The organism is Halobacteriovorax sp. YZS-3-1 (assembly GCF_047084945.1).
Taxonomy (GTDB): Bacteria; Bdellovibrionota; Bacteriovoracia; order Bacteriovoracales; family Bacteriovoracaceae; genus Halobacteriovorax_A; species Halobacteriovorax_A vibrionivorans.
The window spans coordinates 1,729,692-1,753,791 of record NZ_JBKIYI010000001.1 but is presented as its reverse complement, the minus strand read 5'-3'; the positions used below and the strand labels follow the sequence as shown (position 1 = coordinate 1,753,791).

17 protein-coding genes and 1 tRNA gene are annotated in these 24,100 nt (G+C 36.7%); 7 read left to right on the top strand and 11 right to left on the bottom strand.

Features of this window, described 5'->3' with window-relative positions; genetic code table 11:
• Positions 1-4: 4 nt before the first annotated feature.
• Together ftsH and tilS are read right to left on the bottom strand one after the other, a co-directional pair.
• Positions 5-1,939 carry an ATP-dependent zinc metalloprotease FtsH gene (ftsH, locus tag ACMAZI_RS08365; protein ID WP_115362770.1) on the bottom strand — a complete coding sequence of 645 codons (1,935 nt, stop codon included), beginning with the start codon at positions 1,937-1,939 and terminating at the stop codon, positions 5-7.
• 144 nt (positions 1,940-2,083) lie between these two features.
• Positions 2,084-3,232, bottom strand: coding sequence for a tRNA lysidine(34) synthetase TilS (tilS, locus tag ACMAZI_RS08360; protein WP_412473388.1), 1,149 nt, complete (start codon positions 3,230-3,232; stop codon positions 2,084-2,086).
• A 93-nt stretch (positions 3,233-3,325) separates the two neighbouring features.
• Here tilS and ACMAZI_RS08355 point away from each other — a divergent pair.
• The 3 genes from ACMAZI_RS08355 (at position 3,326) to ACMAZI_RS08345 (ending at position 7,681) form a co-directional block, all read left to right on the top strand.
• Positions 3,326-3,402: transfer RNA gene (locus ACMAZI_RS08355), tRNA-Met, on the top strand.
• 240 nt (positions 3,403-3,642) lie between these two features.
• Positions 3,643-4,839: a hypothetical protein gene (locus tag ACMAZI_RS08350; protein WP_115362774.1), complete on the top strand. Its 1,197-nt coding sequence runs from the start codon at positions 3,643-3,645 to the stop codon at positions 4,837-4,839.
• A complete protein-coding gene (locus ACMAZI_RS08345) occupies positions 4,826-7,681 on the top strand; it encodes a hypothetical protein (RefSeq protein ID WP_115362777.1) in 2,856 nt (951 codons plus the stop codon). Before ACMAZI_RS08350 ends, ACMAZI_RS08345 begins: the two co-directional genes overlap by 14 nt.
• 45 nt (positions 7,682-7,726) lie before the next feature.
• Here the strand turns inward: ACMAZI_RS08345 and ACMAZI_RS08340 are convergent, their stop codons facing one another.
• Entirely contained in the window at positions 7,727-8,302 is a 576-nt protein-coding gene (locus ACMAZI_RS08340) for a TetR/AcrR family transcriptional regulator (RefSeq protein ID WP_115362779.1), read from the bottom strand.
• 169 nt (positions 8,303-8,471) lie between these two features.
• On the opposite strand from ACMAZI_RS08340, the gene ACMAZI_RS08335 reads away from it, so the two are divergent.
• Positions 8,472-10,106 carry a YiiX/YebB-like N1pC/P60 family cysteine hydrolase gene (locus tag ACMAZI_RS08335; protein WP_412473389.1) on the top strand — a complete coding sequence of 545 codons (1,635 nt, stop codon included), beginning with the start codon at positions 8,472-8,474 and terminating at the stop codon, positions 10,104-10,106.
• A 49-nt stretch (positions 10,107-10,155) separates the two neighbouring features.
• Entirely contained in the window at positions 10,156-10,914 is a 759-nt protein-coding gene (locus tag ACMAZI_RS08330; RefSeq protein WP_115362783.1) for a DUF3050 domain-containing protein, read from the top strand.
• On the opposite strand, the gene ACMAZI_RS08325 is transcribed toward ACMAZI_RS08330, so the two are convergent.
• A complete protein-coding gene (locus tag ACMAZI_RS08325) occupies positions 10,897-11,835 on the bottom strand; it encodes an FAD-dependent oxidoreductase (RefSeq protein WP_412473390.1) in 939 nt (312 codons plus the stop codon). The genes ACMAZI_RS08330 and ACMAZI_RS08325 overlap by 18 nt on opposite strands.
• A gap of 120 nt (positions 11,836-11,955) precedes the next feature.
• On the opposite strand from ACMAZI_RS08325, the gene ACMAZI_RS08320 reads away from it, so the two are divergent.
• Positions 11,956-14,319: a Tex family protein gene (locus ACMAZI_RS08320; RefSeq protein WP_115362787.1), complete on the top strand. Its 2,364-nt coding sequence runs from the start codon at positions 11,956-11,958 to the stop codon at positions 14,317-14,319.
• A gap of 581 nt (positions 14,320-14,900) precedes the next feature.
• Here ACMAZI_RS08320 and ACMAZI_RS08315 read toward each other — a convergent pair.
• The gene (locus tag ACMAZI_RS08315; RefSeq protein ID WP_412473391.1) at positions 14,901-15,521 is read right to left on the bottom strand and encodes a hypothetical protein; all 621 of its coding nucleotides are present in this window, start codon (positions 15,519-15,521) and stop codon (positions 14,901-14,903) included.
• A 112-nt stretch (positions 15,522-15,633) separates the two neighbouring features.
• Positions 15,634-16,701: an MBL fold metallo-hydrolase gene (locus tag ACMAZI_RS08310; RefSeq protein WP_412475118.1), complete on the bottom strand. Its 1,068-nt coding sequence runs from the start codon at positions 16,699-16,701 to the stop codon at positions 15,634-15,636.
• Positions 16,702-16,877: 176 nt separating this feature from the next.
• Here ACMAZI_RS08310 and ACMAZI_RS08305 point away from each other — a divergent pair, with 176 nt between their 5' ends.
• Positions 16,878-17,912 (top strand): cytochrome-c peroxidase, encoded by a 1,035-nt coding sequence (locus ACMAZI_RS08305; RefSeq protein ID WP_412473393.1) that lies wholly within the window; start codon positions 16,878-16,880, stop codon positions 17,910-17,912.
• A 28-nt stretch (positions 17,913-17,940) separates the two neighbouring features.
• Here the strand turns inward: ACMAZI_RS08305 and ACMAZI_RS08300 are convergent, their stop codons facing one another.
• The 5 genes from ACMAZI_RS08300 to ACMAZI_RS08280 form a co-directional block, all read right to left on the bottom strand.
• Positions 17,941-19,041 (bottom strand): ABC transporter permease, encoded by a 1,101-nt coding sequence (locus ACMAZI_RS08300; protein ID WP_133296961.1) that lies wholly within the window; start codon positions 19,039-19,041, stop codon positions 17,941-17,943.
• Positions 19,042-19,124: 83 nt separating this feature from the next.
• On the bottom strand, positions 19,125-21,242 hold the full coding sequence (locus ACMAZI_RS08295; protein ID WP_412473394.1) for a 3-hydroxyacyl-CoA dehydrogenase NAD-binding domain-containing protein: 2,118 nt from the start codon (positions 21,240-21,242) through the stop codon (positions 19,125-19,127).
• Positions 21,243-21,255: 13 nt separating this feature from the next.
• On the bottom strand, positions 21,256-22,545 hold the full coding sequence (locus ACMAZI_RS08290; protein WP_412473395.1) for a thiolase family protein: 1,290 nt from the start codon (positions 22,543-22,545) through the stop codon (positions 21,256-21,258).
• 133 nt (positions 22,546-22,678) lie between these two features.
• The gene (locus tag ACMAZI_RS08285; protein ID WP_115362801.1) at positions 22,679-23,689 is read right to left on the bottom strand and encodes an OmpH family outer membrane protein; all 1,011 of its coding nucleotides are present in this window, start codon (positions 23,687-23,689) and stop codon (positions 22,679-22,681) included.
• Between the two features lie 154 nt (positions 23,690-23,843).
• Positions 23,844-24,095, bottom strand: coding sequence for a hypothetical protein (locus ACMAZI_RS08280; protein ID WP_115362803.1), 252 nt, complete (start codon positions 24,093-24,095; stop codon positions 23,844-23,846).
• Between the last annotated feature and the right edge of the window lie 5 nt (positions 24,096-24,100).

Below are 24,100 nucleotides of genomic sequence, written 5' to 3'. Positions count from 1 at the left end.
TAAACTATGCTAGTTTTGGATCATCGATAGGTTTATTGACAGCATCAGACTTCTTTTCTTCTGAAGCTTCTTCTTTTTCTCCAGAAAGTGTTGAAGAAGACTTTGAAGACTCTTCATCAATAACTGGAACACCAATATCCTTACCGGCAACAAGATCATTGATCTGATTGATATCAAGCGTTTCCCAAACAACAAGCCCTTCAGCTAAGCGGTTTAAGGCATCACGATTATCAGTTAGAATCTTCTTTGCAAGCTTATAATTCTCATCTAGGAAGCGGTGAATTTCTTCATCAATATCCTTAGCTGTTGCTTCTGAGTAACCTACACCTTCACTTGGTGCAGTTGAACCAAATGGAGATGCGCCTGGTTGAGAGAAGTTTCTCGGTCCCATCTTCTCACTCATCCCCCAAGAACAAACCATGCTAGAAGCAAGTTGTGTTGCTCTTTCGATATCATTTGAAGCACCATTAGAAATTTCGTTAAATACGATCTCTTCTGCTACACGTCCACCCATTAGGAAGGCAATATAGTTTTCAGATTTTTCTAATGTCAGGTTGTGCATATCTTCATCTGGAAGAGTTTGTGTAACACCTAGAGCTCCACCACGAGGCATAATTGATACCTTGTGAATTGGATCTGCTTTAGGAAGATTAAGTCCCACAAGAGTGTGACCAGCTTCGTGATATGCTGTAACTTTCTTCTCAAAATCAGAAAGTACCATCGACTTTCTTTCAGGCCCCATAAGGACTTTATCTTTAGCTTGTTCAAAATCAATCATTTGAAGAACTTTCTTACCATAACGAGCGGCAAATAAAGCGGCCTCATTAACAAGGTTTGCAAGGTCTGCACCAGTAAAGCCTGGAGTACCCTTTGCAATAACTTCAAGATCAACATTTGTATCAAGAGGTGTCTTTCTTGTGTGAACTTTAAGGATTCCAAGACGTCCACGAACATCAGGAGGTCCAACTGTTACACGACGATCAAAACGACCAGGACGTAGTAAGGCCTTATCAAGAACATCAATTCTATTTGTCGCAGCAATTAGAATAACACCTTCATTGGACTCAAAACCATCCATTTCAACAAGAAGTTGGTTTAGTGTTTGTTCACGCTCATCGTGTCCACCACCCATACCGTGTCCACGGTGGCGTCCAACAGCATCAATCTCATCGATAAAGATGATACATGGAGCATTCTTCTTACCTTGTTCAAAAAGGTCACGTACACGAGAGGCACCAACACCAACGAACATCTCAACAAAATCAGAACCTGAAATTGAAAAGAATGGAACACCTGCTTCACCAGCAACGGCACGGGCCATAAGTGTTTTCCCTGTCCCTGGAGGACCTACTAATAAAACACCTTTAGGGATTTTCCCGCCAAGGTTAGTATATTTCTTTGGATCTTTTAAGAAGTCCACAACTTCGGCCAATTCTTCTTTGGCCTCTTCAACACCTGAAACATCTTTGAATGTAACCTTCTTATCATGTGGTGATAAGAGACGTGCTTTTGATTTCCCGAAACTCATGGCCTTTCCACCACCAGCTTGTAGCTGACGTAAGAAGAAGATCACAATGAGGAATAAGAAAATCATTGGTCCCCAGTGTAGTAAGAAAGTCGTGAAGACATTTTGTTTTTCTTCCGCTTCATACTCTGGATAGATTCCGTGTGACTCTAAAATTTTAAAAGTTTCTGTACCTGTTGTCCCTGTTGTTTCAAACCAAGCACCTTGCTCATAACCATCTTTGAATTTACCAAGAATCTTATCCTTTCCCTTAAGAACGACTTTCTCAACGTGCTTACTCTTGATTGCGCTAACGAAATCAGGATAAGTCACTGGCTTATAAGTCTGTCTGCTCTCTGAAGAGATCTTTGCGATTGCCGCAAACATGAGGATTAAGATGATCCAAAGAAGTAACGTTTTGTTTTGTCCTTTCATTAAAATCCTTTTTAATTTACTTTACTCATAAATTATTTAAATACTTACTATTTGTTCACAATACTGTTTCTAAAAAATAAAGCTATATTGTAACCTCATAGTTACTAAAATGGTATCATTTTAGTGAGTGTCAAGCCTAGTTATTTAAAGCCACACTAAAACTTTACCGGCTTTACGCCATGAGTAATGAACTGGTTGTTTAATTTCTGAAAAAATTTTTCTTAAAGTTGAGTTCTCTAGTGGAGTTTTCTTGAGACTATGCTTTGCATTAGTATTATTTGATAAGAATGGAACACCTTCAGGAATCTGCGTAGTTTCATGATTTAAGAATTCTAATTTACAACCCTTTTTAACAACGGCCAAATAAGGACCAAAAGCATAGACCCTAATTCCACCAGAAAAATCTAATGGCCCAAGCCTTGGACTATTAATTAGTCCCTCTAATTCATTAAATTGTTTGTAAGTCTTTCCTCGTGTTGTTGAAGCTTGAGATAAAATAGTTCTTTTCAAATTCTCATCAACACACCCGTGGTGTTTAATAAGGATCCCCCACTTTCTTTTAATGATCTTATAATTCTTGTCCTCAAGCCCTTGCTTTATTTTTTTCATGCGATTCATGCGCTCGCAATAATGCTTAAGGTAGCCAGGCCAACGAGATGAGATTGATTCTTTTACAATCTTTCTAATATGATTTCGCTCAAAGCGTATATCTTCATTTGAATAATCTTCTAGCCAAGTGAGCTTGACCAATTTGGCGTATTTTAGAATATGTTTTTTTGAAAAAGCAAAAAGTGGCCTATACACTCTCCCGTTGCGGTATGGGATGCCTAGATCAATATCTTTTCCTTGAGACTTAAATTGCTGCAGTAGAGACCACTCAAAGCAATCATCTAAGTGATGGCCCGTAACGAGTAACTCATCATTTTCTAAATCATTCTTTAAAATGTCATAGCGCAATTTTCTGGCCTGTGCTTCAAAGTTTCCATCATTAAGACTTAGCTCTACTTTGAGAGACTTCATCGGGATCTGATACTTATGAGCAAAATTTCTTACAAGATGCCTTTCTGCCCTAATCTCTTCTCTTGTCCCATGGTCAACGTGTATAAGCCTAACGTTGGCCCCGGCCATTAGAAGTAAATGCGTTAAGGCAATAGAATCAAGCCCACCACTACATGCCACGACTATAGGGGCCGAAAAATCAAAGTTCATCTCTTTGTTGAAACGGATGAAATGAGCAAGCATTTGCTTGGCCTTTTGTGGCAACTGTTTTTGTTTAATCTCTCTTAACGACATGATAATTTACAAATTCCTTAATATTAACTTAAATATAATATTGACAATTAACTCGCAAGTCACTAATATCCTATCATTCTTTTGAATGTATGTGCGAATGTAGCTCAGTTGGTTAGAGCGACGGATTCATATCCCGTAGGTCGGCAGTTCAAATCTGCCCTTTCGCACCATTCTTTTCTATCTAAGCTCCCAAAAATTCGTTAACAAGGTAAACAAAGTTTAAACAAATAAACTCGAGCTACCGTTCATTTTTTTTACACTGTTTAACCACTACACAGTAACTTACTAAACTAAATTCCGATACTTACACCAGTTTTCAGTAGTTTAAAGTTTTTACACCCGTGAACTTGTTTCATGGAACATGGCATCATTCCTGCAACTCTAATAACATCGTATCAAATAGGAATGACATGCAAAATAAGAAGCTATTGAACAAACATTTAATTTTACTAGGTTTCGTACTTTCATCACCAGTACTTGCACAAAGTGGTGCCTCAAAGGCCGATGTTTTTAACTCAGGTCTTGAGTCAACTTTAAAGAACGCAGGTATTGATGAGTTAAGCTTAACGATTGGTGCAAAACTTGGCTCTCTTGATTCACGTACTGACAAGGGAACTGTTTATGAAACAAATATGAACGTTGAACTTGAAGCAGAAGTATTTGAGCATGTTGATTTTAATTTTGATGGTGGATTTAAATACCAAACAGGTAATTCATCAACTCAAGAAACTGGAAGAATTAGAACATATAAGCCGAAGTTCTCTTATAAGCACGGATATTTCTCTTATAAGATGTTTAACTTTGCAAAAATAAGTGCAGGTGCACTTAAGAATAGTACAAACTCAACTTACATCTCACCATTTGTTAACGGTGGTAATTCATTTCTAGGTGTAAGAGAGATGCTACTAACTAAAGTTGGAAACTTCTACTTTAGATTACAAGCGACTCAGGCCCAGCCACAGAACGCTTTACTAAGAGAAACTTTTAATATCGATGATAATGGTGATCCACAATTCTTTAACGAGTCTGTTGACATCACTTATTTAACAAGAGGTTTCAAAGTTTATGGTGCAGCAGGTACTTACCGTTATAAGAACCTATCTGCTGATATTGCTGATAATGATTACTTCTGGGGTAACTCTGTAAGTAAAGGGGCAACACCAGACCAAAGTCTTTACCTATATGACTTTACAGGAATGTATGCAAATGCAGGTATTGAATTTGGAATTGGAAATGATCGAATTAGACTAAAAGGTGCTTACGTTAAGAATACAGAAAGCGCAGTACCAGATGATAAGAACACAGGTTTCGCTTATGTAGCCGCTTATGAAACAAAGATTTCAGATAAGAAAGTAACATTTGAGGCCCTAGGATTTGAAAACCAGGCCGACACTGCTCCAGCATTTTATCGTGGTACGCAGTTAGCAAATGACTACAAAGGCTATCAGGTAGGAATCAAATTAGAGAATAAGAAAGGATTTAAAACAGAAATAAATTATATGAATCGAACTGTTCTAGGAAACACTGACTCTGTCTATTTAATTGATGGATACAGTGATGAACAAGTTTACACAATCTCCCTAAGGAAAGAATATGACATTTTGTAAGACATTTAAAAACATTACTCTCTTAAGCATGTCTATGCTTATGCTAACAACTCTTGTTAGCTGTGGTAGTGATACGTCTAACGATGAAAAACAAAAGCTTGCAAGACAGCTTAAGGCACAAGCAAATGAAAGTTCAGTAATTACTGTTTCACGCTTTAGTGTTGAAGGTGTGTCTGAAGATAAAGCAAACGTTAAATCACGTATTGCTTATCACAAGACATTTCACGTTAAGGCCTGCCTATCATCAAAGATTGGAAAGAGTCTTCAATATCGTAAATTCTTTGTAACTGGAGACAACTTCCAAACAATTGAAAGAGAAGCAGATGAGTCAAGCTGTATCCGTTGGGATGAGCCAGTTGAAATGGACTACTCTCTACCAAATACATACTTACCAATGAGTCGTAAGATTATACTTTCTTCAAGTGCAAATATTTCTTACGACCTTAAGCTTGCTGTTAACCAGTATGCTAACAGTATGATTCACGGTAACAACTATCACCTATCACAAGGTCTTAATAAGGATCGTTTATCAAACGACGAAATTATTAATGTAAAAAACATTAAGATCACACCTAAAGGTTACGGACTAGTTGACCCAAGAAATGATAACTTAATCATTGATAAGAAGGTTGTTGTATCTGCTTGTTTAAACTTAAAAACAAATGGTTCATCACTTTCAAATGAGTTTATCAAGGCCAAGCTTGTTAATCTTGAAAAACAAGAAAATGGTGAAGAAAATGCTGTTACACAAATGTATGACCTAACAGATGGGCAACTTGATGAATCAGGATGTGCTGAAGTTAAGTTCTACTTAGAACACGAAAGATATACGAATACGAGACGTATTCCATTTAATCTTGAAATCGAAGTACAAAACAAAACTCTTAAGAACGCAAAAGTTACAAGAGGGCTTTGTCTATATCCATGGTCAAACAGTGGATGGATCTTTGCAGAAGTTTCAAGATCAGGAAAATGTGAAGAAGATAACAATAACCAAAGAGCTCGTTTATTTGTTGACCAAGTAAGCTACAGCTTCTTAGGACACGATAACAATAATGGTTTTCACCTTAATAACAACCTTGATCTTGTTGTTGAGAAGTCATTTATCGTAAAAATGTACCCAAAGGTACACTACGGTAACTACGCTCACCACATGAACCCAATTGAGCCGTTCTATCAAGGTAAGCTGAAGCTAGAAGTATACTTCTTAGCTCCACTACAAGGTGATATCGACCTTACAAATGAGAATAAGCATAAGTTTAAACTTATCTCAGTAGCGTCACGTGAAGTAGAAGTAGAAAATAACTTACTAAAAGCAAGAATTGATATGCCAATTAAGTTTGTAGACATGCCATATGTACATACGAGAACTTTTGCGGCCGTTAAGCTTTCACCAATTTTACGTGAAGGTGATGATCCAAGGACTGCACCTCGTCCAGCATGGGCAGCAGGTACATTCCACGCTTCATCAAAAACTTTTAACTCTGTACTTCATACGCAACTACAAGTTACAGATAAGTTCTCTGAAGCGGATTATCAGAACAACAAGATTAAAGAAAGTATGAACGAAATGATTCAACTTGAAAACTACCTTGAGTCGATGTCTAAGAACATCCAAGGCGTGACTAAAGCAGATATCATTAAAGCAAAACTTGCTCCACGTTATACAAAGAGTGCTGAAAAGCTTTTTACTGAAGAGCTAGATAAGCACGATCTTTTTGATAAGACGATCAACTTAACTGATAGAGCATTAAACGATAAGCTAATTGCTGAAAACAAACTTTCACAAGCTGAGATTAATGGAATCTATGAAGATAACTACAATGCAAACACTTTGAAAAAACTTTGTGGTGCATTCTTTGATCAGAAAAAGACAGGAATCTTTTGGAAGACGTACCTGGACTACAATATGAAAAAGTGTATTGAGAGACCATGGGACTTTATGATGATTACACCTGTATCACACGTACAAGAAGTAATCTCTAAACCAAAAGTAAGTCACTCGAATACAATTCGTATCTCGAAGTCGACTGGAACTGGAGACTACTTTACAGAAAGTAATAGAGTTGGATGGTCACATGGTTATAAAACTGGTGTAGGTGCAAAACTTGACTTCAAACTTCCATTTGGTGACAAATCACCTGTTGGCGGAGGAGTTGGAGTATCAGCATCATATGACTGGTCAACATCATGGTCACTTGATCGCTCAAACGGAAACAACAACAGAACTGACAACAGCCAAGGAATCGACCTATATGCTGAGTCAATTACACTTAACTTTGAAGCAATCACTAAGCAGTGTTTCATGGTAGAAGGGACGTCAAAATGGAAGGCCGTTTGGGTTGATAACCACCTACCATCTAACTATGGACTAGGCGGAAGTCTTAAGTACGTAGCAGAAAATAACCCAATGAGGTATAAAGTATGTAAAGGCGTATCAGGTAAAGAAAGACTTGAAGAGACTTGGTACTTCACAGGAGAAGGTTTCCAATTCAACTCAATTCTTCGTGACCGTCTTGGTATGACTGAAAATATGTACACGATGATGTTTAGAGGACGTAAAACACTTTACAAGTTTATGGACTTCTTAAGCAAAGCTTCAACGAGCATGTTTAACATCAAGGAAAGAAAGAACCAATCACCTGATGTATATATGCTAGATGTATATAAGTCATATAAAGAAGCATTTGATAGTGATCATGATTTAATTGATGATCAAGCGATACCTGGAACGGTTGAAAAGTTTGATCCAATTAAAAACGGTGGTGACCATAACTTCTCAGAAGATAGTTGTGAATTACCAAAAGACAATTACAACCATGCTTCAATTGACTTTTGTTAAGAATTAAAAACAAGATAAAAGAAAAGGCCGCTATTGCGGCCTTTTTTATTTTCTATCGTATTGTGAAAAAAGATAATCAAGAGTGTCATCATCGACATCGCGATACAGACAAATCCCTAGCTGCATAAAATAAATTCTTAAATGCTCGCGGTGATCGAGGTTTGGATGCTTCTTGCTTAGAATCTCAAAGAGCTCTACTTCTGCTTCAGCAATAATATCTGAAAGATCATTACCTGCACCTTTGTTAATCATATAAAGAGCAAGTAAATAAGGCATTTGGATTATTTGATCTCTTACAATCTTAATCCTTTCTCTAATACCTACAGAATGTTCTTGAGTAAGATTGAAGACCGTACTAATCATGTACTTCACGGCCTCTTTTAAAATAACATCCTTTTCCTTACCTAAGTAATAGTAAATAAGAGAACGTGTAACGTCTGCCTCTTTAGCAACTTCAGCGATCTTCCAATTAAGGTGCCCTTTGGCCACTTCTAACTTAGTTACAGCGTTGAGGATACGAAAGTGCACTTCCTCATTCTTTTTAGGTTTTACTGTTCTTAGAGGCTTGTTATCGCCTTCATCATTTGTTTGTAAGTTTGTTGAATCTGTCATAATTGTCATAAATCAATGTCTAAATGTTTAATATTTAAGTGTCTTCCCAATATTACCTTTCTATACCCGATAATAATACTTAAGTTTTAAAAGGTAAAATCCGATAAAAATTTATTAGCACGTGTTCGATTAAAATTATTGTCGATAGTATTTTTTATCTAGTTATGGGGGAGATTTGATGAAAAAACGGTTACTTACAAGTGGACTTTGCCTACTTTCACTTACTATTCCAATTGGATGTCAGCAGAAATCTTACCGTACCCCTAGCTCCCTTAAAAACTCGAACTTCGATTCGCTAATCCATGAGATGCATGAATCTGTTTCAAAAGGTGTAAAGTCGCCTAAAGAATGCGCTCAAAAGACTCAATATTATTATGGAAAACTCTTTGAAATAGAATCCGATGATATCGACTTTTCTGAATTCTCTAAGTATCAGATGCAGGATTTTACAATGGCATCTTTTAGTATACGTCTTGATCTGAAAGAAAAACTAAAGGCGCTAAATAGTAACGACGAATTAACACAAGAAGAGCTTGCGTGTTTAAAAGGTGTAAAAACAATTTTTAGGGCCCTTCGCTATCTCGAAGACTATTTTATCGAATCTTACTATGCTTCAAGACAGAAGGGTTCAAAACCAATCGACTTTAATACACTTGATTATTCAAATAACAAAATAAAAGATCTTCCTGTTCACTTTATGGTAAATCCAGATTACTCATTTGAAGGTGTTGAAGATCTAAAATCTGGAGACATTATCTTATCCAGAGGTAATGCCTACTCTAGTGCTGCCATTGCAAGAATTGGTGATGATGATCATCAGTTCTCTCACTTAACTTTAGTGTATCGTGATGAGAAAACAAATAAGCTCTACACATCAGAGGCCCATATTGAAGTTGGAAATGTGGTTGCCCCATTTCAAGTTCATCTTGATCAGAGAAACTCTCGAACAGTTGTCTTTAGACACAAGGACGAAAAGCTTGCTCACCTAGCAGGTAAAATAATGCATGAGCGCTTCTCTAAATATTCAAAAGAGAAAAAGAAAAATGTACCTTATGATTTTGCAATGGATTATCACGACGAATCAGAAGTCTTTTGTTCTGAAGTAATTTATCATGGTTACAAGAAAGCCTCGGAGCAACTATCTAGTAAATCAATGGATATACCTGAATATAAAACAACATTTAATCCAGCTCTACTAAGCTTCCTTCAAGACTTTGGTCTAAAGGTAACAAGTGAAAATATCTCTAGCTTTAAAACATTTGGGCCAGGAGAGATTCAATTTGATTCGCGTTTTGACTTAGTTGCGGAATGGAGAAACCCAAATAAATTAAAAGATACACGTTATAAAGATGCAGTACTAACAAAGATATTTGAGTGGATGGAAAATAAGAATTATGCCTTTGATCCAGGCCTAGGTACAAAACTTGGAAATGATTTTGCTTGGCTTGCAAGACGCTCAATTGTTACCAGAGGATTAATTAAATTTGTAGCTGGTGTTGATCTTGAAGAAAAATTTCCCCTAAACTTAGGTTCCAAACAAATTGATCTTTTTGTTGTCTTAGATGAAGTTGGAGAACAACTATATAAGAAAATAGAAATTGCAGAAAAAGAGAAAGGAAAGATCTTATCATTTAAAGAAATGTTTGAAGTTCTTGAAAATTACAGAGTACAAGATGAAAAGGTATACGGCCAATACTTAAAAGATAAGAAATTTAATCAAAAGCAAATGCATGGTGGTAGTCGCAGAAATGGTGTTAGAAGGCGTAGAAAACTTACACGCCCAGACTTTCATCACCTCTTTCACAGTTCATAATACGTAAAGTCTACTTTAAGACTTATAAAATTTAGGCTATATTGGCCGCATGAAAAAAGAAAATCTCACACTCATTCATGCGGCCCATAATAAGCTTTGTAATCACCCACTTTATTCAAATATTGAAAGTATTGAAGATGTAAAAATTCTCATGCGATGGCATGTCTTTGCTGTATGGGACTTCATGTCTCTACTTAAAGGTCTTCAAAGAGAAGTTACATGTGTTGAAACACCTTGGATTCCATCTAAGTACGATAAAGAATGTGTTCGATTTATTAATGAAATTGTTCTTGGTGAAGAAAGTGACGAAGACTTAAATGGTGGCCATATTGATCATTTTACAATGTATCTAAATGCCATGAATGAAGTTGGAAGCGAAACAAGTGATATTAAAAAATTCTTAGAAACATTTTCATTTGATGGCATTCCTATGCCTGTAGCAAAGTTTAGTGCATTTAATCTAAACCTATGCACTAATACTCAAAACCCTCACCTAATGGCATCGGCCTTCTTCTGGGGACGTGAGAATCTTATTCCTGACCTCTTTACACCTTTTGTAAAAGTTCTTGAAGAAAAGAAAATACATGCACCGTACTTTAAACACTATCTTGAGCGTCATATCGAATTAGATGGAGATGAGCATGGAGAGCTTGCAGGCAAATTACTTGCTCAACTTTGTGACAGTGAAGATAAACAGAGACAAGCAACTCAAATTGCTCTTGATTCTCTCGATTTAAGATACAAACTTTGGGACTATGTCCTTGAAGAAATTCTTGCTAGTCGTGAAAGCTTAGAGCATATCAACTAGCTCTTTTGCTAAACTAATTCCTGCACTCCAGCCATTTTTATAAAGGCCTGTGAGTGCATAAACGCCCTCTTCAACCTCTCCACAAAAGGGAGTACGCCTTTTACCCTTGTGGCGAATACCTGTGTGTATCTGCGGTGAACCAAGCTGCTTAAGTTCAGGAAGATCACCTTCAAATATTGTTAGCTTTTCATAGACTTCTTTTGGTGAATGAAGTTGGCAAAGTCCCTCAATTGAATTTGCGCCAAATAATAAGATCTCATCTTCTTTTCGATAAACAAGGTTATAGTGGCCACGACTTAGGACAAATGATTTATCAGCTTTAAAATTATTCCAGCTAAAAAATGTCCCCTTAACAGGTTTGCCTTCAGGAAGATTCTTATTCTTATAAAAAAGTGATGTATAGGCCGAGGTGGCCAAGATAACCTTTGCATTGGTTTTAGGAAGCTCAGTAACTCTTTGAACTCGACTTATAATTTTATCTTCGTACTGCGCCTTAAGCCAGCCCAGAAAAACTTGTGGATTAATTAAGTAGGCATCCTTAGCAACCGTTTGCAAACCTTTAAAGTTTTCAAAATTTGTTCCATAACGTGCTTCAAATTGCTTAAACTTTAATGGAACTTCTTTTATATCTGGAGGTAAGTAGTATTGAGTAGCTGGGTGAACCCCCTGTATCCCCTCTTGCTTAAAGAAAGTATCAATGAATTCATGTGCATGAAATAAGATGTCACCGAGCTTTGAAAGGCCTTCAGCAAATAGTCCCATCGAAACAACGCTAGTTGTATTAATAGAGCAAGGTGGAAAAGCATCATTATCAAATAACTGACAAATACGTGAATCAGGGTACTTTCTTGTTAAAAAATAGAGAATACTGCGCGCGGCCACGCCATCTCCAATTACAATATAATCAAAATCTTTTGTCATAATAAACTCTTACATCAATATTTTTAAGTTAACCAGTGGAATTTACTCAAGTTTTTATTGTCATACCAAATTCAATCCCTATACAATTTTAACTCAAATTTAGTTAATGGAGTATGAATTATGTCAGAAGAGACAACGAAGTCGACAAAAAACCCTATGGACGTTATCGATCAAAATGCCGTCTTATTTTGTGTAGACAACACAGATATCACAGCAAAACAAATCATGGCCGTACTGGCAATGCTACTTGTAGAAGATTGTACAGTTCCATTTATCACTCGTTATCGTAAAGACAAAACTGGTGGATTAGACGAAGAACAAATTCGCCTCATTCAAGAAAAGTATGACGAATATATCGAGCGTGAAAAGAGACGTGAATTCATTCTAGAGGCCATCACTAAACAAGAGATGATGACTCCAGAGATTGAAAAGAAAATTAAAGCGGCAACAAATATTAACCAGCTTGAAGATATCTATGCGCCATTTAAATCAAAGAGAAAGACAAAGGCGCAAATCGCAAAAGAAGCAGGGCTTGGGCCATTCTCAATTCTAATGAAAGAGTCAAAGCTTCCTATGCCAGAACTTGCAAAAGAAGCACTTAAGTATATTAATAAAGAAAAGAAAATCGCAACTTTTGAAGATGTATTAAAAGGTGCTTGTGACATTATCATCGAAGAAATTGCTCACGACACGGAACTTAAAGAGCAATTACGTAACGATTACTGGGCACAGGCAATGATTAAGTCAACTCCTCGTAAAGGTTATGAAGAAGTAAAAGACTGGCAAAAGTACAAAGACTACTTTGAATATGAGCAAAAAGTTAGTGATCTAAAAGATCCAAAAGCCGCTCACAGATTCCTAGCGATTCGTCGTGCACAAACTGAGAAGATCCTAAAAGTTGAAATTATTTTTGATGAAGAATATGCAAATAATCTTATTCTATCAAAGAACTTCCCAGACACTACAGTCACAAGTTACAAGGCATTAGTCGATTGTGCATCAAAGGCCTATAAGAATTATATTCACTCTTCTCTTGATTTAGAAATCAAGGGTGAACTTAAGAAGCTCTCAGATGAATCAGCAATTGATGTTTTTGGTATAAACCTTAAGAACCTTCTATTACAACCTTACCTTGGTTCTAAAACAGTTCTTGCGCTTGATCCAGGAGTAGTGACTGGTTGTAAGACAGTTGTTGTAGATAATACGGGTAAATTTGTTGTTGATACAGTTGTCTACCCTCACCCACCAAGAAATCAGGTACGTGAGTCTGCGACAATTTTAAATGCCATGATTGAGCAATTTAATGTTGAATATATAGCAATTGGAAACGGAACTTTTGGTCGAGAGACTCTCCAATTTGTTGAAGATAATATTACTGCGGTTAAAGACGGAAAAGTTAAAGCAACAATGATTTCAGAAGATGGTGCTTCAATTTATTCTGCTTCTCCAATTGCAAAGAAAGAATTCCCAGATAAAGATGCAACAGTAAGAGGCGCCATCTCAATTGGCCGCCGCTTCCAAGACCCTCTAGCAGAGCTTGTAAAGATCGATCCTAAGTCTATTGGTGTTGGCCAGTATCAACACGATGTAAACCAGGTTCGTCTAAAAAAATCACTAAATGGCGTGGTTGAAAGCTGTGTTAACTTTGTTGGTGTTGATATCAATACGGCATCGGCCCCACTACTTTCATTCATTTCCGGAATTGGGCCAACAGTTGCGGGAAATATCGTAAAGCATAGAGATAAGAATGGGCTATTTTCAGATCGAAGCGAAATCCTAAAGGTTTCACGTTTTTCTGAAAAAGTTTTCCAACAAGCAGCAGGATTCTTAAGAGTTTATAATGGGAAGAATCCACTTGATGCGACATTTATTCACCCAGAAAACTACGATATGTTAGAAGAATGGGCACACAAGAATGGATACACGCTTGAGCAGTTAACAACAGATAATGCAGTTGCAAATAAACTAAAGTCAGATAAGGACCTTATTGCAAAACTTGGTGAATTTACTGTTAATGATATTTATAAGTCACTAACTGCACCTTCACAGGATCCTCGTACAGAATTTAAGACAACAGAGTTTAGAAAAGATGTACGTGAAATCAAAGATGTAAAAATTGGTGAGAGATATCCAGGTATTGTAAAAAACATCACTCAATTTGGTGCCTTTGTTGATATTGGAATTAAAGAAAATGGTTTAGTTCACGTAAGTCAGATGGCCGATCACTTTGTTGAGAATGCCCTTGATGTTCTAAAAGTTGGGCAAGAAGTTTCTGCCGTTGTTCTTGACGTTGATATGGATAGAAAGCGTATTGCTCTATCTCTAAAATCTGACGGAGCTGAAGAAGCAAAAACTTACGAGCGTCCAACAGGTGGCCCACGTAAGAGCAATCCTCGTGGTGGAAAACCTAAGATGCCAAAGCAAAACGATGCACCGTTAAAGAATAATGCATTCGCTGCTCTTAAGGGATTTAAGGTTAAATAGGTGCGGCATTGTCTGCCCAAAGGCAGACTATTGGACGCACCTATAGCTCCCCTTCACTTTAGCTAGAAAAATGATATTCAACAAGCCGGGTTCAAGCCCGGCTTTGTTGTCTCAGGAGCAATAAACAAGTCTTCGCAATTCAAGCGACATTTTAGCGCAGCTAAAATTAGCGAAAAAATCTTTCTCATATAACCGAATCACGCGAGCTACGCTCTTTGATTCTTGAATCACATCCATCTATGCTTCAAAACTGTCCTTTGGGACACTTTTGCCGCATGATGTGCCTCAGGAGCAATGAGCAAGTCTTCGCAATTTAAGCGACATTTTAGCGCAGCTAAAATTAGCGAAAAAATCTTTCTCAAAAAACTAATCACACAGGCCTCGCAACTCAAGCGACATTTTAGCGCAGCTAAAATTAGCAAAAAAACTGAGCAACAATTCAATTTCAAAAATGAGAGAAATAAGGTTTTCATAATCCCCCAGATTAATCGCAAATATATTATTTATTACATGATTTAACCTGAGGGTTTATTGAGAGGATTAGCAATCTTTACGTATGATAGATATACTTCACACAGTTTTTAAAGCCCGTTATTAGGCCCTAGAGCAAGCTGGCTCTTTTGCAGATCGATTCTTAAAGATCGACGATTAGGGCCTGCAAATGGAATTGTACCGTTTACTTGTGCCTGAATCATATTAAGCTCGTGTCCTACAGTTCTTTCAGTAACTTCTTTTATATGAAAGCTTAAGAAGCCATTAAATACTAAATCACTTTCTTCGATAATATTTCCATCAAAGCCAACAACTGCACCTTTAACTTGAGTCATGCGCTGAGATTGGTCACTATAGTCTTGCTGGTTAAAAGTAAGGACATTTTTACAACTAATTAGCTGAATATTTAAATGATCCTTTGCCATCTCTGCCTTACAAGCAGACTTTGGAAATTTAACAATTAGAGCATTTAAATTATTTAATTCAAAAACATCGCTTAATCGATCTGAAAGCTCAAAATTAAACCCAAAATCAGGATACTGTAGAAGAGCACCTTTTATGATAATTTCAATATGCTCAGTAGAGTTATTTAAAACTTCAACTGCTGGCATTTGATAATTCCATGGACTTACATATTTTAGAGACTTAATTTCACTAGCAAGTGAATTAATTGATAATAAACCTAATAGAATAACAAATATCTTTTTCATTAATATCTCCTTAATGAGCATTATGCTCATTGATTAAGAGAAAACTAACGAATTAAATTAGATAAATAAAATACCTATATTAGATCACTGTGATAAAAAATTCTTATACCTATTACCACCATTTTTTTGTAACGTATTCCTGGTGATCAAAGCTTACAATTTCTCCCATCTTAGGGGCCATTAACTTTAGCTTTCCTTGCTGTGAAAACTCATTGAGCTTTATTATAGGATCATCCCACGTGTGAAATGCTAAAGAAAATGCACCCCAGTGAATTGGAAAGTAGTAATTTGCATTGATGTCTTCATAGGCCTTTGGCCATTCATCTGGCAAGAGGTGGACAGCAAACCAATCTGGGTTATATTGACCTGACTCCATAAATGCTACATCAAAAGGACCTAGACGTTGTCCGATTTCTTTAAAATGAGTATCGTAACCAGAGTCACCACTAAAATAGAGATTATTATTACGAGTTTTTACGGCCCAAGATGCCCATAGAGTTGTATTTTCGTGTGCTTGGTCGCGGCCAGAAAAATGCTGAGCAGGTGTTGCCGTAAATTTTATCCCATCAAATTCAACGTTCTGCCACCAATCAAGTTCTGTGACACGTTTACGATCAATACCCCAGCGTTTTAAGTGTGAGCCAACTCCTAAAGGAGTGATGAATTTAACATCCTTATCCACAAAGAATTTTATGGTTCTCATATCTAAATGATCATAGTGGTCATGAGAGATTAATATATAGTCAATCTTTGGTAATTCTTTAAGTGTTAATACAGTAGGTCCAAAACGTTTAACAAATATTGGTACAGGAGATGAAGAATCTGAAAAGATTGGATCAATTAGAACAATCTTAGTGTCGATATTAAATAAGACTGTTGAATGACCAAACCAAATCGATTTTACAACATCAGACTTCTCTAGAAATTTATCCATATCGGGTTTTAACATTGGAAGTGGTTTATCTGGATAGCGGCCATTGCCCTTACCCAAGAATTCTATGAAGTTAGAAAAACCAAAGCCATCTTTCTTTATTGGCTGTTCACTAGTTATATTAGGTCTGCGATTTACAAACCTCATCTTCTCCTTGTTAAACTGACTAGATTTAGTGAAAGTCTCTAATTCTTCCTTATCTGGGTGTGAGCCCATAGAAGACATAAATACTGAAGCAACTTTTGTCACGGCCGAACACCCTGAAAAATTTATTAAAATAATTAACAATATTAACTTCTGCAATTTCATTGTTTCATTCTACTATAAAGCTTTATCTAAATCCTTAAATTAAATATTTCTTACAAAAAATTGTCACAAATTTGAATTAGCATACGAATGAAAGAATAAAACCAATGGAGTAATAAATGAAGTTAACTGTATACACTATTTCTATGCTACTTCTCCTTTCTTGCACAGGAAAAGAGAATAATACCGATAAGAAATCTTTAGAAGAAAGGCGAGAATTATTTGGTAATGGACTAAACTCAATAAGATACTTTGGGGAAAATCGTCCAAAAGAAGAAGTCATCGAACTTGGAAGAATGTTATTTTACGACACTAGGTTAAGTAATGATAAAACGGTAAGTTGTTCAAAATGTCACTTACCACAATTAAGCTTCAGTGATGCTCTTCCAAAATCCATTGGTGCAAAATATCGTCTTTCACATCGTAATGCTCAAACACTAATCAATACAGCAGCTCAAATTTCACAACATTGGAACGGAAATAGAAATGACGTCGAAGAGCAAGCAAAGAAAGCTTTCTTCTTTAAGGGAGCCTATGATCTTAAAGACAGTAGTCATTTAAAGAAAAAACTAGTGGAAAATAATTATAATGAAGCATTTAAAAAGGCTTTTAACACTGAGCTTATCACATCTAATGAAAACGACATTTTAGAATTGAGTGCAAAATCAATTGGCGCCTTTGAAAGAACTCTCGTCGGTCCAGCTATTTTTGATGATTACCTTGAGGGGAAAGATGACGTTCTTAATTTAGAACAAAAAAGTGGACTCAAGAAATTTACCCAATACGGATGCATCGGCTGTCATAATGGTAATCTTGTCGGTGGAGGAATGTATCAGAAATTTGGAATCGTTGAAGATCCCTATAAGTACACAAAGAGTAAGAATCGTGACTTAGGCCGCTACACACATACAAAGGATGAAGATGATAAAGAGTATTTTAAAGTCCCTCCACTTAGAAATGTAACAAAGACATCTCCCTACTTTCATGACGGTAGTGTGGCCTCACTTGATGAAGCAATTGATATAATGGGGCGAGTTCAACTTGGAGTGGAGATTCCAAAAGAAGATCGAAAACTAATTATTGAATTTCTAAAAACGCTTGAAACAAAAGAGGAGCATTTAAAAGAGCTAACAAGGATTCCTGATCTTCCGTAGTGAAGCTTTGAAACTAATCGAACACAGGTTAAGTACCAACCTTTTTTACGAAGGTCATGAAATTGCCATTGTCTTTAAAGAATCGCCAATTAGATAACAACGTAAAGACGACAGTGATAATAACGGGAACAATGAATGAATAGAAAAATGATGATGCCTCAAAACGTACTGGTAATGAACGATCAACAAACATGGCCGGCATGATTGTAGGTGAAAACTGAACTAACAATTTTAAAACAATAAAGCTTAAGATATTTCCAACTGCAATTGCACTTGCAGTTATGATTGCAATATTTAAACCACCGTATTTCTTTATATGGCCCATGCTCATGCCAAGAATCCAAAATGAAGCAAAGTCATTTCTAACACGTGCATAGAAAATTGAAAGACCAGAAATAATTGAAAATGTAACAAGAACAATAGTTGCTAGAAATAGAAAAAGAACGACATTATTTTCTAAGGCCAGAGCAAATACGAGGTTTTGATTTAATTCTTCCCAAGTATGAAAACGTGCTCCATCCCCTGCAAACTTCGACTTAAGTTGTTCTTCTTGTATTTTCGTTAAGTTTGAGAAGACTCTAAGCTTATTATAATGACGAGACTTAGCAATAGAGAATGCACTATAAGCGTGTCCCCAAGCGTGAAATTCATCAATATCAGGGTCCATAGAATCGGTAAAGGCCTCAACATCAAGAGACTTAAAACGTGGTAATTCGCCAAAGAATGTATCTGTATGGGCCGGTGAGATCAATTGCACACGATCATCAAGTCCTGCATAAACCTTACGCGCTAAATATGGCGACATTAAGATCTCATTTCTCTTAGGCCAATGATCAATGGCCTTTGGAAGTATTGAACTTGTATCTTCTATAATCCCGTGAAAAATGACTGGTGCTAAATAACCTTCTAATCTTATCAGGCCTTCAATTTCATACTCTAATGTATACTTATAATTATTATCATTGAGATAAGAAGTGGCCTTTTTAAAATTGAAGTCTTTTTCAAGGTCAATAATATAGCGACCTAATGTTTGTTTACCACGTTCAATACGATTGCTTTGCAGCCCTTTTAAAACTGATTGAACAGTAAGCAGAGAAAAGCTAGATATAACAAGACTCGCCAAGGCCATAATAAGTAGCCTTTGGCGAGTCTTCGCTTTAAATAAATAACTTAAAAAGAATTTAAAGAAACTAAAAAACATTATTCTTAGTTCTATAATTCGTAGAACTTTCCATTATCACTTGCTAGTTTATTAATTAACTCACAAGGAGTGTAGCGATCTTTATCAACGCTATCTGCAAATTTAAGCATCTCTTCTTTTAATCTCGCAATACCTTGAGTATCAGTATATCTTAGAAGTCCTCCTCTAAATGGAGGGAATCCGATACCAAAAATTAGACCAAGATCAACATCTTTTGCTTTTGCAACAATCTTATCTTCAAGAGTCGTTGCAGCTTCGTTAATCATTGGTAAGAATATTCGCATTTGAATTTCAGTTTCACTCATCTTTTTAGATGCTTTTGGAAGCATTTTCCATGCTTCATCATTAGGTCCTGTAACTTTTCCTTTCTCATCGTAAAGGTAGAAGCCTTTAGAGTTCTTCTTACCTAAGAATTCTTTTTCAAGCATCTGCTTTCCAATTCCATTAGAAGCAAGACGTGCTCCAAGGCCATCGAAAATAATCTTAGAAACTTTATCACCTACATCGATTCCAACTTCATCTAAAAGCCTAAATGGCCCCATTGGCATACCAAAGTTTAGACAAGCATCATCGATATCTTTAATTGAAACACCTTCTTCTAATAAGAATCCTGCTTCATTCATATATGGCATAAGAATTCTATTAACTAGGAATCCTGGCCCATCATTAACAACAACAGGAGTCTTCTTAGTTTTTACAACCCAATTATAAAGAGATTCAACAGTTTCGTCTGAAACGTTATCATGCTTAATAATCTCTACTAAAGGCATCATATGAACAGGGTTAAAGAAGTGAAGTCCAGCAAAACGAGAACTATCTTCTAATGCCTTAGACATCTCTTGAATTGATAGAGATGAAGTATTTGACGTAAGAATTGTATCTGGACGAACTTTTGTTTCTGTCTCAGCAAATACTTTCTTTTTAATATCCATATTTTCAACAACGGCCTCAATTACAAGGTCAGTATGTTCAAAACCACGATAATCTGTTTGAGCACTAATTGATCTCATCTTGCGCTCAAAATCATCTTTAGACATACGTTTTCTTTTTACAGCACCTGAAAAGTTACTTGAAGCCTGTTTTAAACCAAGCTCTAGTCCGTGTTGGTTTAGATCTTTCATGATTGGAAACATATCATTTTTGGCCATAAGCCATGCGATTCCACCACCCATTGTACCGGCACCAAGACAAGCTCCACGCTTTAATGAACGTCCTACACCTTTAGCATCATCCATTTTCTTAGACCCTTCCATTAAGAAGAAAATATGACGTAGGTTCTTTGATTGTTCACCAATACATAACTCTCCAAAAGCTTGTGCTTCTGTTGTTAAGTAAGATGCGCGACCTTTCATCACTCCACCTTCCATAACATCGAGTATTTTAAGAGGGGCCTGATAGAAGCCTTTTGTTTTCTTTAAAACTGACTCGCGGGCCTTTTGAAAAATAATTTTCTTTGTAAATACGTTATCAGTAGCAGCATCTTGTACTTTATCCATCATGCTACGCTTATCTGCTTTTTTCTTAAAATGCTTTGGAGCAAGATCAAGAAGGCGCTCTTTTGCATAAATCTCATCAGCAATTCCAACTTTCTTTGCTTTCTTTGCATTTAAGTTCTTACCAGTAAGGATCATATCTAAAGCAGTTGGAAGACCCACTTTCTTTGGCAGGCGATAAGTTCCTCCAAAGCCTGGAATTAGTCCAAGTTTAACTTCAGGAAGTCCAAGTCCAGTGGACTTATCATCACTCACTATAATAGACTTACATGATAGAGCAAACTCAAGTCCACCACCAAGACATACACCGTTTACACAGGCCACAGTCGGCATTTTAAGGTCTTCAAGACGATTAAAAATTGTCTGCCCTGCCTCAGCTCCAGCCTGGCCATCAGCAGCTGTATGCATTGTATCGAATAGATTGATATCAGCACCAGCTAAGAAGCATCTATCTTTGTGTGAAAAGAAGATGGCACCATCTAATTCTTTTTCTTTTGAGTGAAGATCTTCAACAATATCTTGAAGCTCTTTTAATGTTTCTTCATCTAAAACCGTCATTGCCTTGTCACAATTGTAACCAAACCCAACAAACGCTTTCTTATCCTTAATTTCAAAACTTAATCTTTTATATGTCATATCTGTATCCTACTTATTTTTGAAGGTTCTCAATAATCATGGCACCACCTTGGCCACCACCAATACAAAGGGAAGCAATTCCGTAACCGGCCTTACGCTTTTTAAGCTCATGTGCAAGTGTAACAACAAGACGTGATCCAGTTGAACCAACAGGGTGTCCAAGTGCAATTGCCCCACCGTTTACATTAAGTTTCTCATCAGGAATTTCTCCCCAAAGCTTATCAACACCAAATTTGTCTGCAACTTTTTGATCAGTAAAAGCTTTCTTAACAGCAATAATTTGAGCAGCAAATGCTTCGTTAATTTCAATAAGATCCATCTGTTCTAAAGTTAGACCTGTTCTTCTAAAAACACCATCCATTGCTAACAGAGGTCCCATTCCCATACGCTCAGGCTCTAGACCGTGGAAGTGGTAGTCAACAACTCGCGCCATTGGCTCTAAGTTGTATTTTTTCACTGCTTCTTCAGAGCAGAAAAGGATTGCTGATCCACCATCAGTAATTGGACAACTATTTCCAACTGTAACTGTACCTGATTTACGATCAAAGTAAGGCTTCATCTTAGCAAGACCTTCAACAGAAGATTCTTTACGTGGACCGTGATCATTCATTAATAATTTATCTAATTTTGCACCGTATATTAAAGGGACAATTTCATCTGCAAAACGTCCTTCTTCAATGGCCTTAATGGCCTTGTGGTGTGACTCATTTGCATACTCATCTTGCTGCTCACGTGTAATTCCTAACTCACGTGCAAGAAGTTCTGCTGTTTGTCCCATATTTAACCCACAAAAAGGATCTGTTAGACCTTGCTCAATAGCAACAATAGGAGAAAGATAGGCCGGCTTAAAGCTTGATAAAACTTTTAGCTTATCACCTGTTGTTTTTGCCTTCATAAGCTTTGCAAAAAGCTCAGTCATCTGCTTTCCATAGATAAGAGGCATATTTGACATCGACTCAACACCACCAGCAACAACGATCTCGCTGCGGCCAGATGCTACTTTTAAAAAGCCTTGTGAAGCAGCTTCTAAACCAGAGGCACAATTGCGGTGAACAGAGTAACCTGAAGTTTTCTTATGTAGTCCTGCTTCAAGAGCGATAACTCGTCCAATATTTGGATATTTAGCTGGTGTCCCTGTGTTACCAAAAATAACCTCATCAACAGCATCATCTTCAATACTTGTCCCATCCATAATATGACGTACAAGGTAAGCTCCAAGGTATGGCGCTTGAATATCTTTAATAATTGTACCGGATTTGGCCTGTGGAGTTCTTACGGCCTCAACAATGTAGACTGGTTTCATCTATGATTCCTTTCTTCTGATTAATTGTTTTGACACTATTGTAGGGATTTTGACAGGTTATGCAAACAAAAAAAGGCTCCACTTTGGGAGCCTTCTTATTAGAACAGGATAAATTTCTTATTTAAACAATTGATTAGAATAGGTATGACAGTCCAAGACCTAAAGTGAATGAATCTGCACCTTCAAGGTTCTTAGCTTGATTATTTAGAACATAATCATTTGCTGAACCAGCATATTCATCTTCTTCACCCATTCTAAAGATATTCTTATCGTAGTTTAGCGCTAGCTGAACTCCAAATTCTTTAGCAAAATTAACTTCTGCACCTAAAGTCGCTCCACCTGAAACATAGCGATAAGATAATTCAGTATTATTAAAGCTATCTCTTGGGTTTTCAATTTTAAAGTTACCAAAGTGAACTTTAGTCCCAAGGCTTAAGAATGGCTTAATTTTCGCAGCACGAGAAAAGTAGAACTTAGCGTGTCCACCGAAATTAAACTCATTATATGAAATTTCATCATTTGCTGAGTGGTAATAACCAGTGCTGTAACAACCAGAATAACTACATGAGTATCCTCTATTACTAGCTAAGTCTTGGTCACCAATAGTCATTCCCATATAGCCAACACTAATACCTACATCAACGCGATCAGAAACCTTAGTTTCTACTACCGCATCAAAATTAAGTCCTGCTGTCCACTCTTTCTGATCACCAGTGATTGTTTTAAATCCTGTTTGAACAGAAACTTTATTATCCAATTGTGGCCCTTGAGGTACAACTGGAGCTACGACCTCAGATCTAGCTGGAGCTGATTGAATGCTATTGATCTCGTCCATGGCCTTAATTTGACCTTCTAGAGCCTTTTGAATCTTCTTAGCGATTCTTCTCTCTTCTTTAAGACGCATATCCTCAACATTCTTTCTCATCATTTGCTCGTGCTTTTCCTCGAGCTCACGACGAAGCTTTTGAATCTTGTCTGCCGCAGATTTCTTCTTTTTCTTTTTGTAAAATCCATCCAGATTAATTTCATCTGTATGAACGACTTGATCTGTCTCACTTAATAGTGGGTCTTCTTGTGCAAATGAAGCTGCACTAGAAAAGATCAATGCTGCCATCACGGCGCAATTAAACTTTGTTGTTTTCATTCTGTACTCCCTGTTCTTTGTAGTTCTTTGTACTAAATAAGAGTTTTATACTTGTTTATAACACGTAGCGAGATTATTCTCTGCAAAAGGTGAACGTTGATGAAATTATTTCATGGAGAAGGAAAAACACTTAAAAATCAAGCACTTAGACTGTCTAACGAAGGTTGTAATATCGAAATTTATCGGCCCTGACATCAGTTGAGCTATCAAGACCTATGGTATCAAGGAAACATAGAGGGTTTATGCTGCCTCGATCACAAGCACCGGGATCGGCCTTGAATCTGGCATCAAGAGTTTGAAAAGCAGCAAACATAATGGATACAATTGCAGTAATTAAAAGCAGATACTCGACAACAGTCTGTCCTTTATCATTATTTAACTCATTATGCTTTTTACTTTCTATCATTATAG

Excerpts from the sequence above, each read along its gene's own strand:
- ftsH (WP_115362770.1), bottom strand. The coding sequence starts at position 1,939 with ATGAAAGGACAAAACAAAACGTTACTTCTTTGGATCATCTTAATCCTC.
- tilS (WP_412473388.1), bottom strand. The coding sequence starts at position 3,232 with ATGTCGTTAAGAGAGATTAAACAAAAACAGTTGCCACAAAAGGCCAAG.
- ACMAZI_RS08350 (WP_115362774.1), top strand. The coding sequence starts at position 3,643 with ATGCAAAATAAGAAGCTATTGAACAAACATTTAATTTTACTAGGTTTC.
- ACMAZI_RS08345 (WP_115362777.1), top strand. The coding sequence starts at position 4,826 with ATGACATTTTGTAAGACATTTAAAAACATTACTCTCTTAAGCATGTCT.
- ACMAZI_RS08340 (WP_115362779.1), bottom strand. The coding sequence starts at position 8,302 with ATGACAATTATGACAGATTCAACAAACTTACAAACAAATGATGAAGGC.
- ACMAZI_RS08335 (WP_412473389.1), top strand. The coding sequence starts at position 8,472 with ATGAAAAAACGGTTACTTACAAGTGGACTTTGCCTACTTTCACTTACT.
- ACMAZI_RS08330 (WP_115362783.1), top strand. The coding sequence starts at position 10,156 with ATGAAAAAAGAAAATCTCACACTCATTCATGCGGCCCATAATAAGCTT.
- ACMAZI_RS08325 (WP_412473390.1), bottom strand. The coding sequence starts at position 11,835 with ATGACAAAAGATTTTGATTATATTGTAATTGGAGATGGCGTGGCCGCG.
- ACMAZI_RS08320 (WP_115362787.1), top strand. The coding sequence starts at position 11,956 with ATGTCAGAAGAGACAACGAAGTCGACAAAAAACCCTATGGACGTTATC.
- ACMAZI_RS08315 (WP_412473391.1), bottom strand. The coding sequence starts at position 15,521 with ATGAAAAAGATATTTGTTATTCTATTAGGTTTATTATCAATTAATTCA.
- ACMAZI_RS08305 (WP_412473393.1), top strand. The coding sequence starts at position 16,878 with ATGAAGTTAACTGTATACACTATTTCTATGCTACTTCTCCTTTCTTGC.
- ACMAZI_RS08300 (WP_133296961.1), bottom strand. The coding sequence starts at position 19,041 with ATGGCCTTGGCGAGTCTTGTTATATCTAGCTTTTCTCTGCTTACTGTT.
- ACMAZI_RS08295 (WP_412473394.1), bottom strand. The coding sequence starts at position 21,242 with ATGACATATAAAAGATTAAGTTTTGAAATTAAGGATAAGAAAGCGTTT.
- ACMAZI_RS08290 (WP_412473395.1), bottom strand. The coding sequence starts at position 22,545 with ATGAAACCAGTCTACATTGTTGAGGCCGTAAGAACTCCACAGGCCAAA.
- ACMAZI_RS08285 (WP_115362801.1), bottom strand. The coding sequence starts at position 23,689 with ATGAAAACAACAAAGTTTAATTGCGCCGTGATGGCAGCATTGATCTTT.
- ACMAZI_RS08280 (WP_115362803.1), bottom strand. The coding sequence starts at position 24,095 with ATGATAGAAAGTAAAAAGCATAATGAGTTAAATAATGATAAAGGACAG.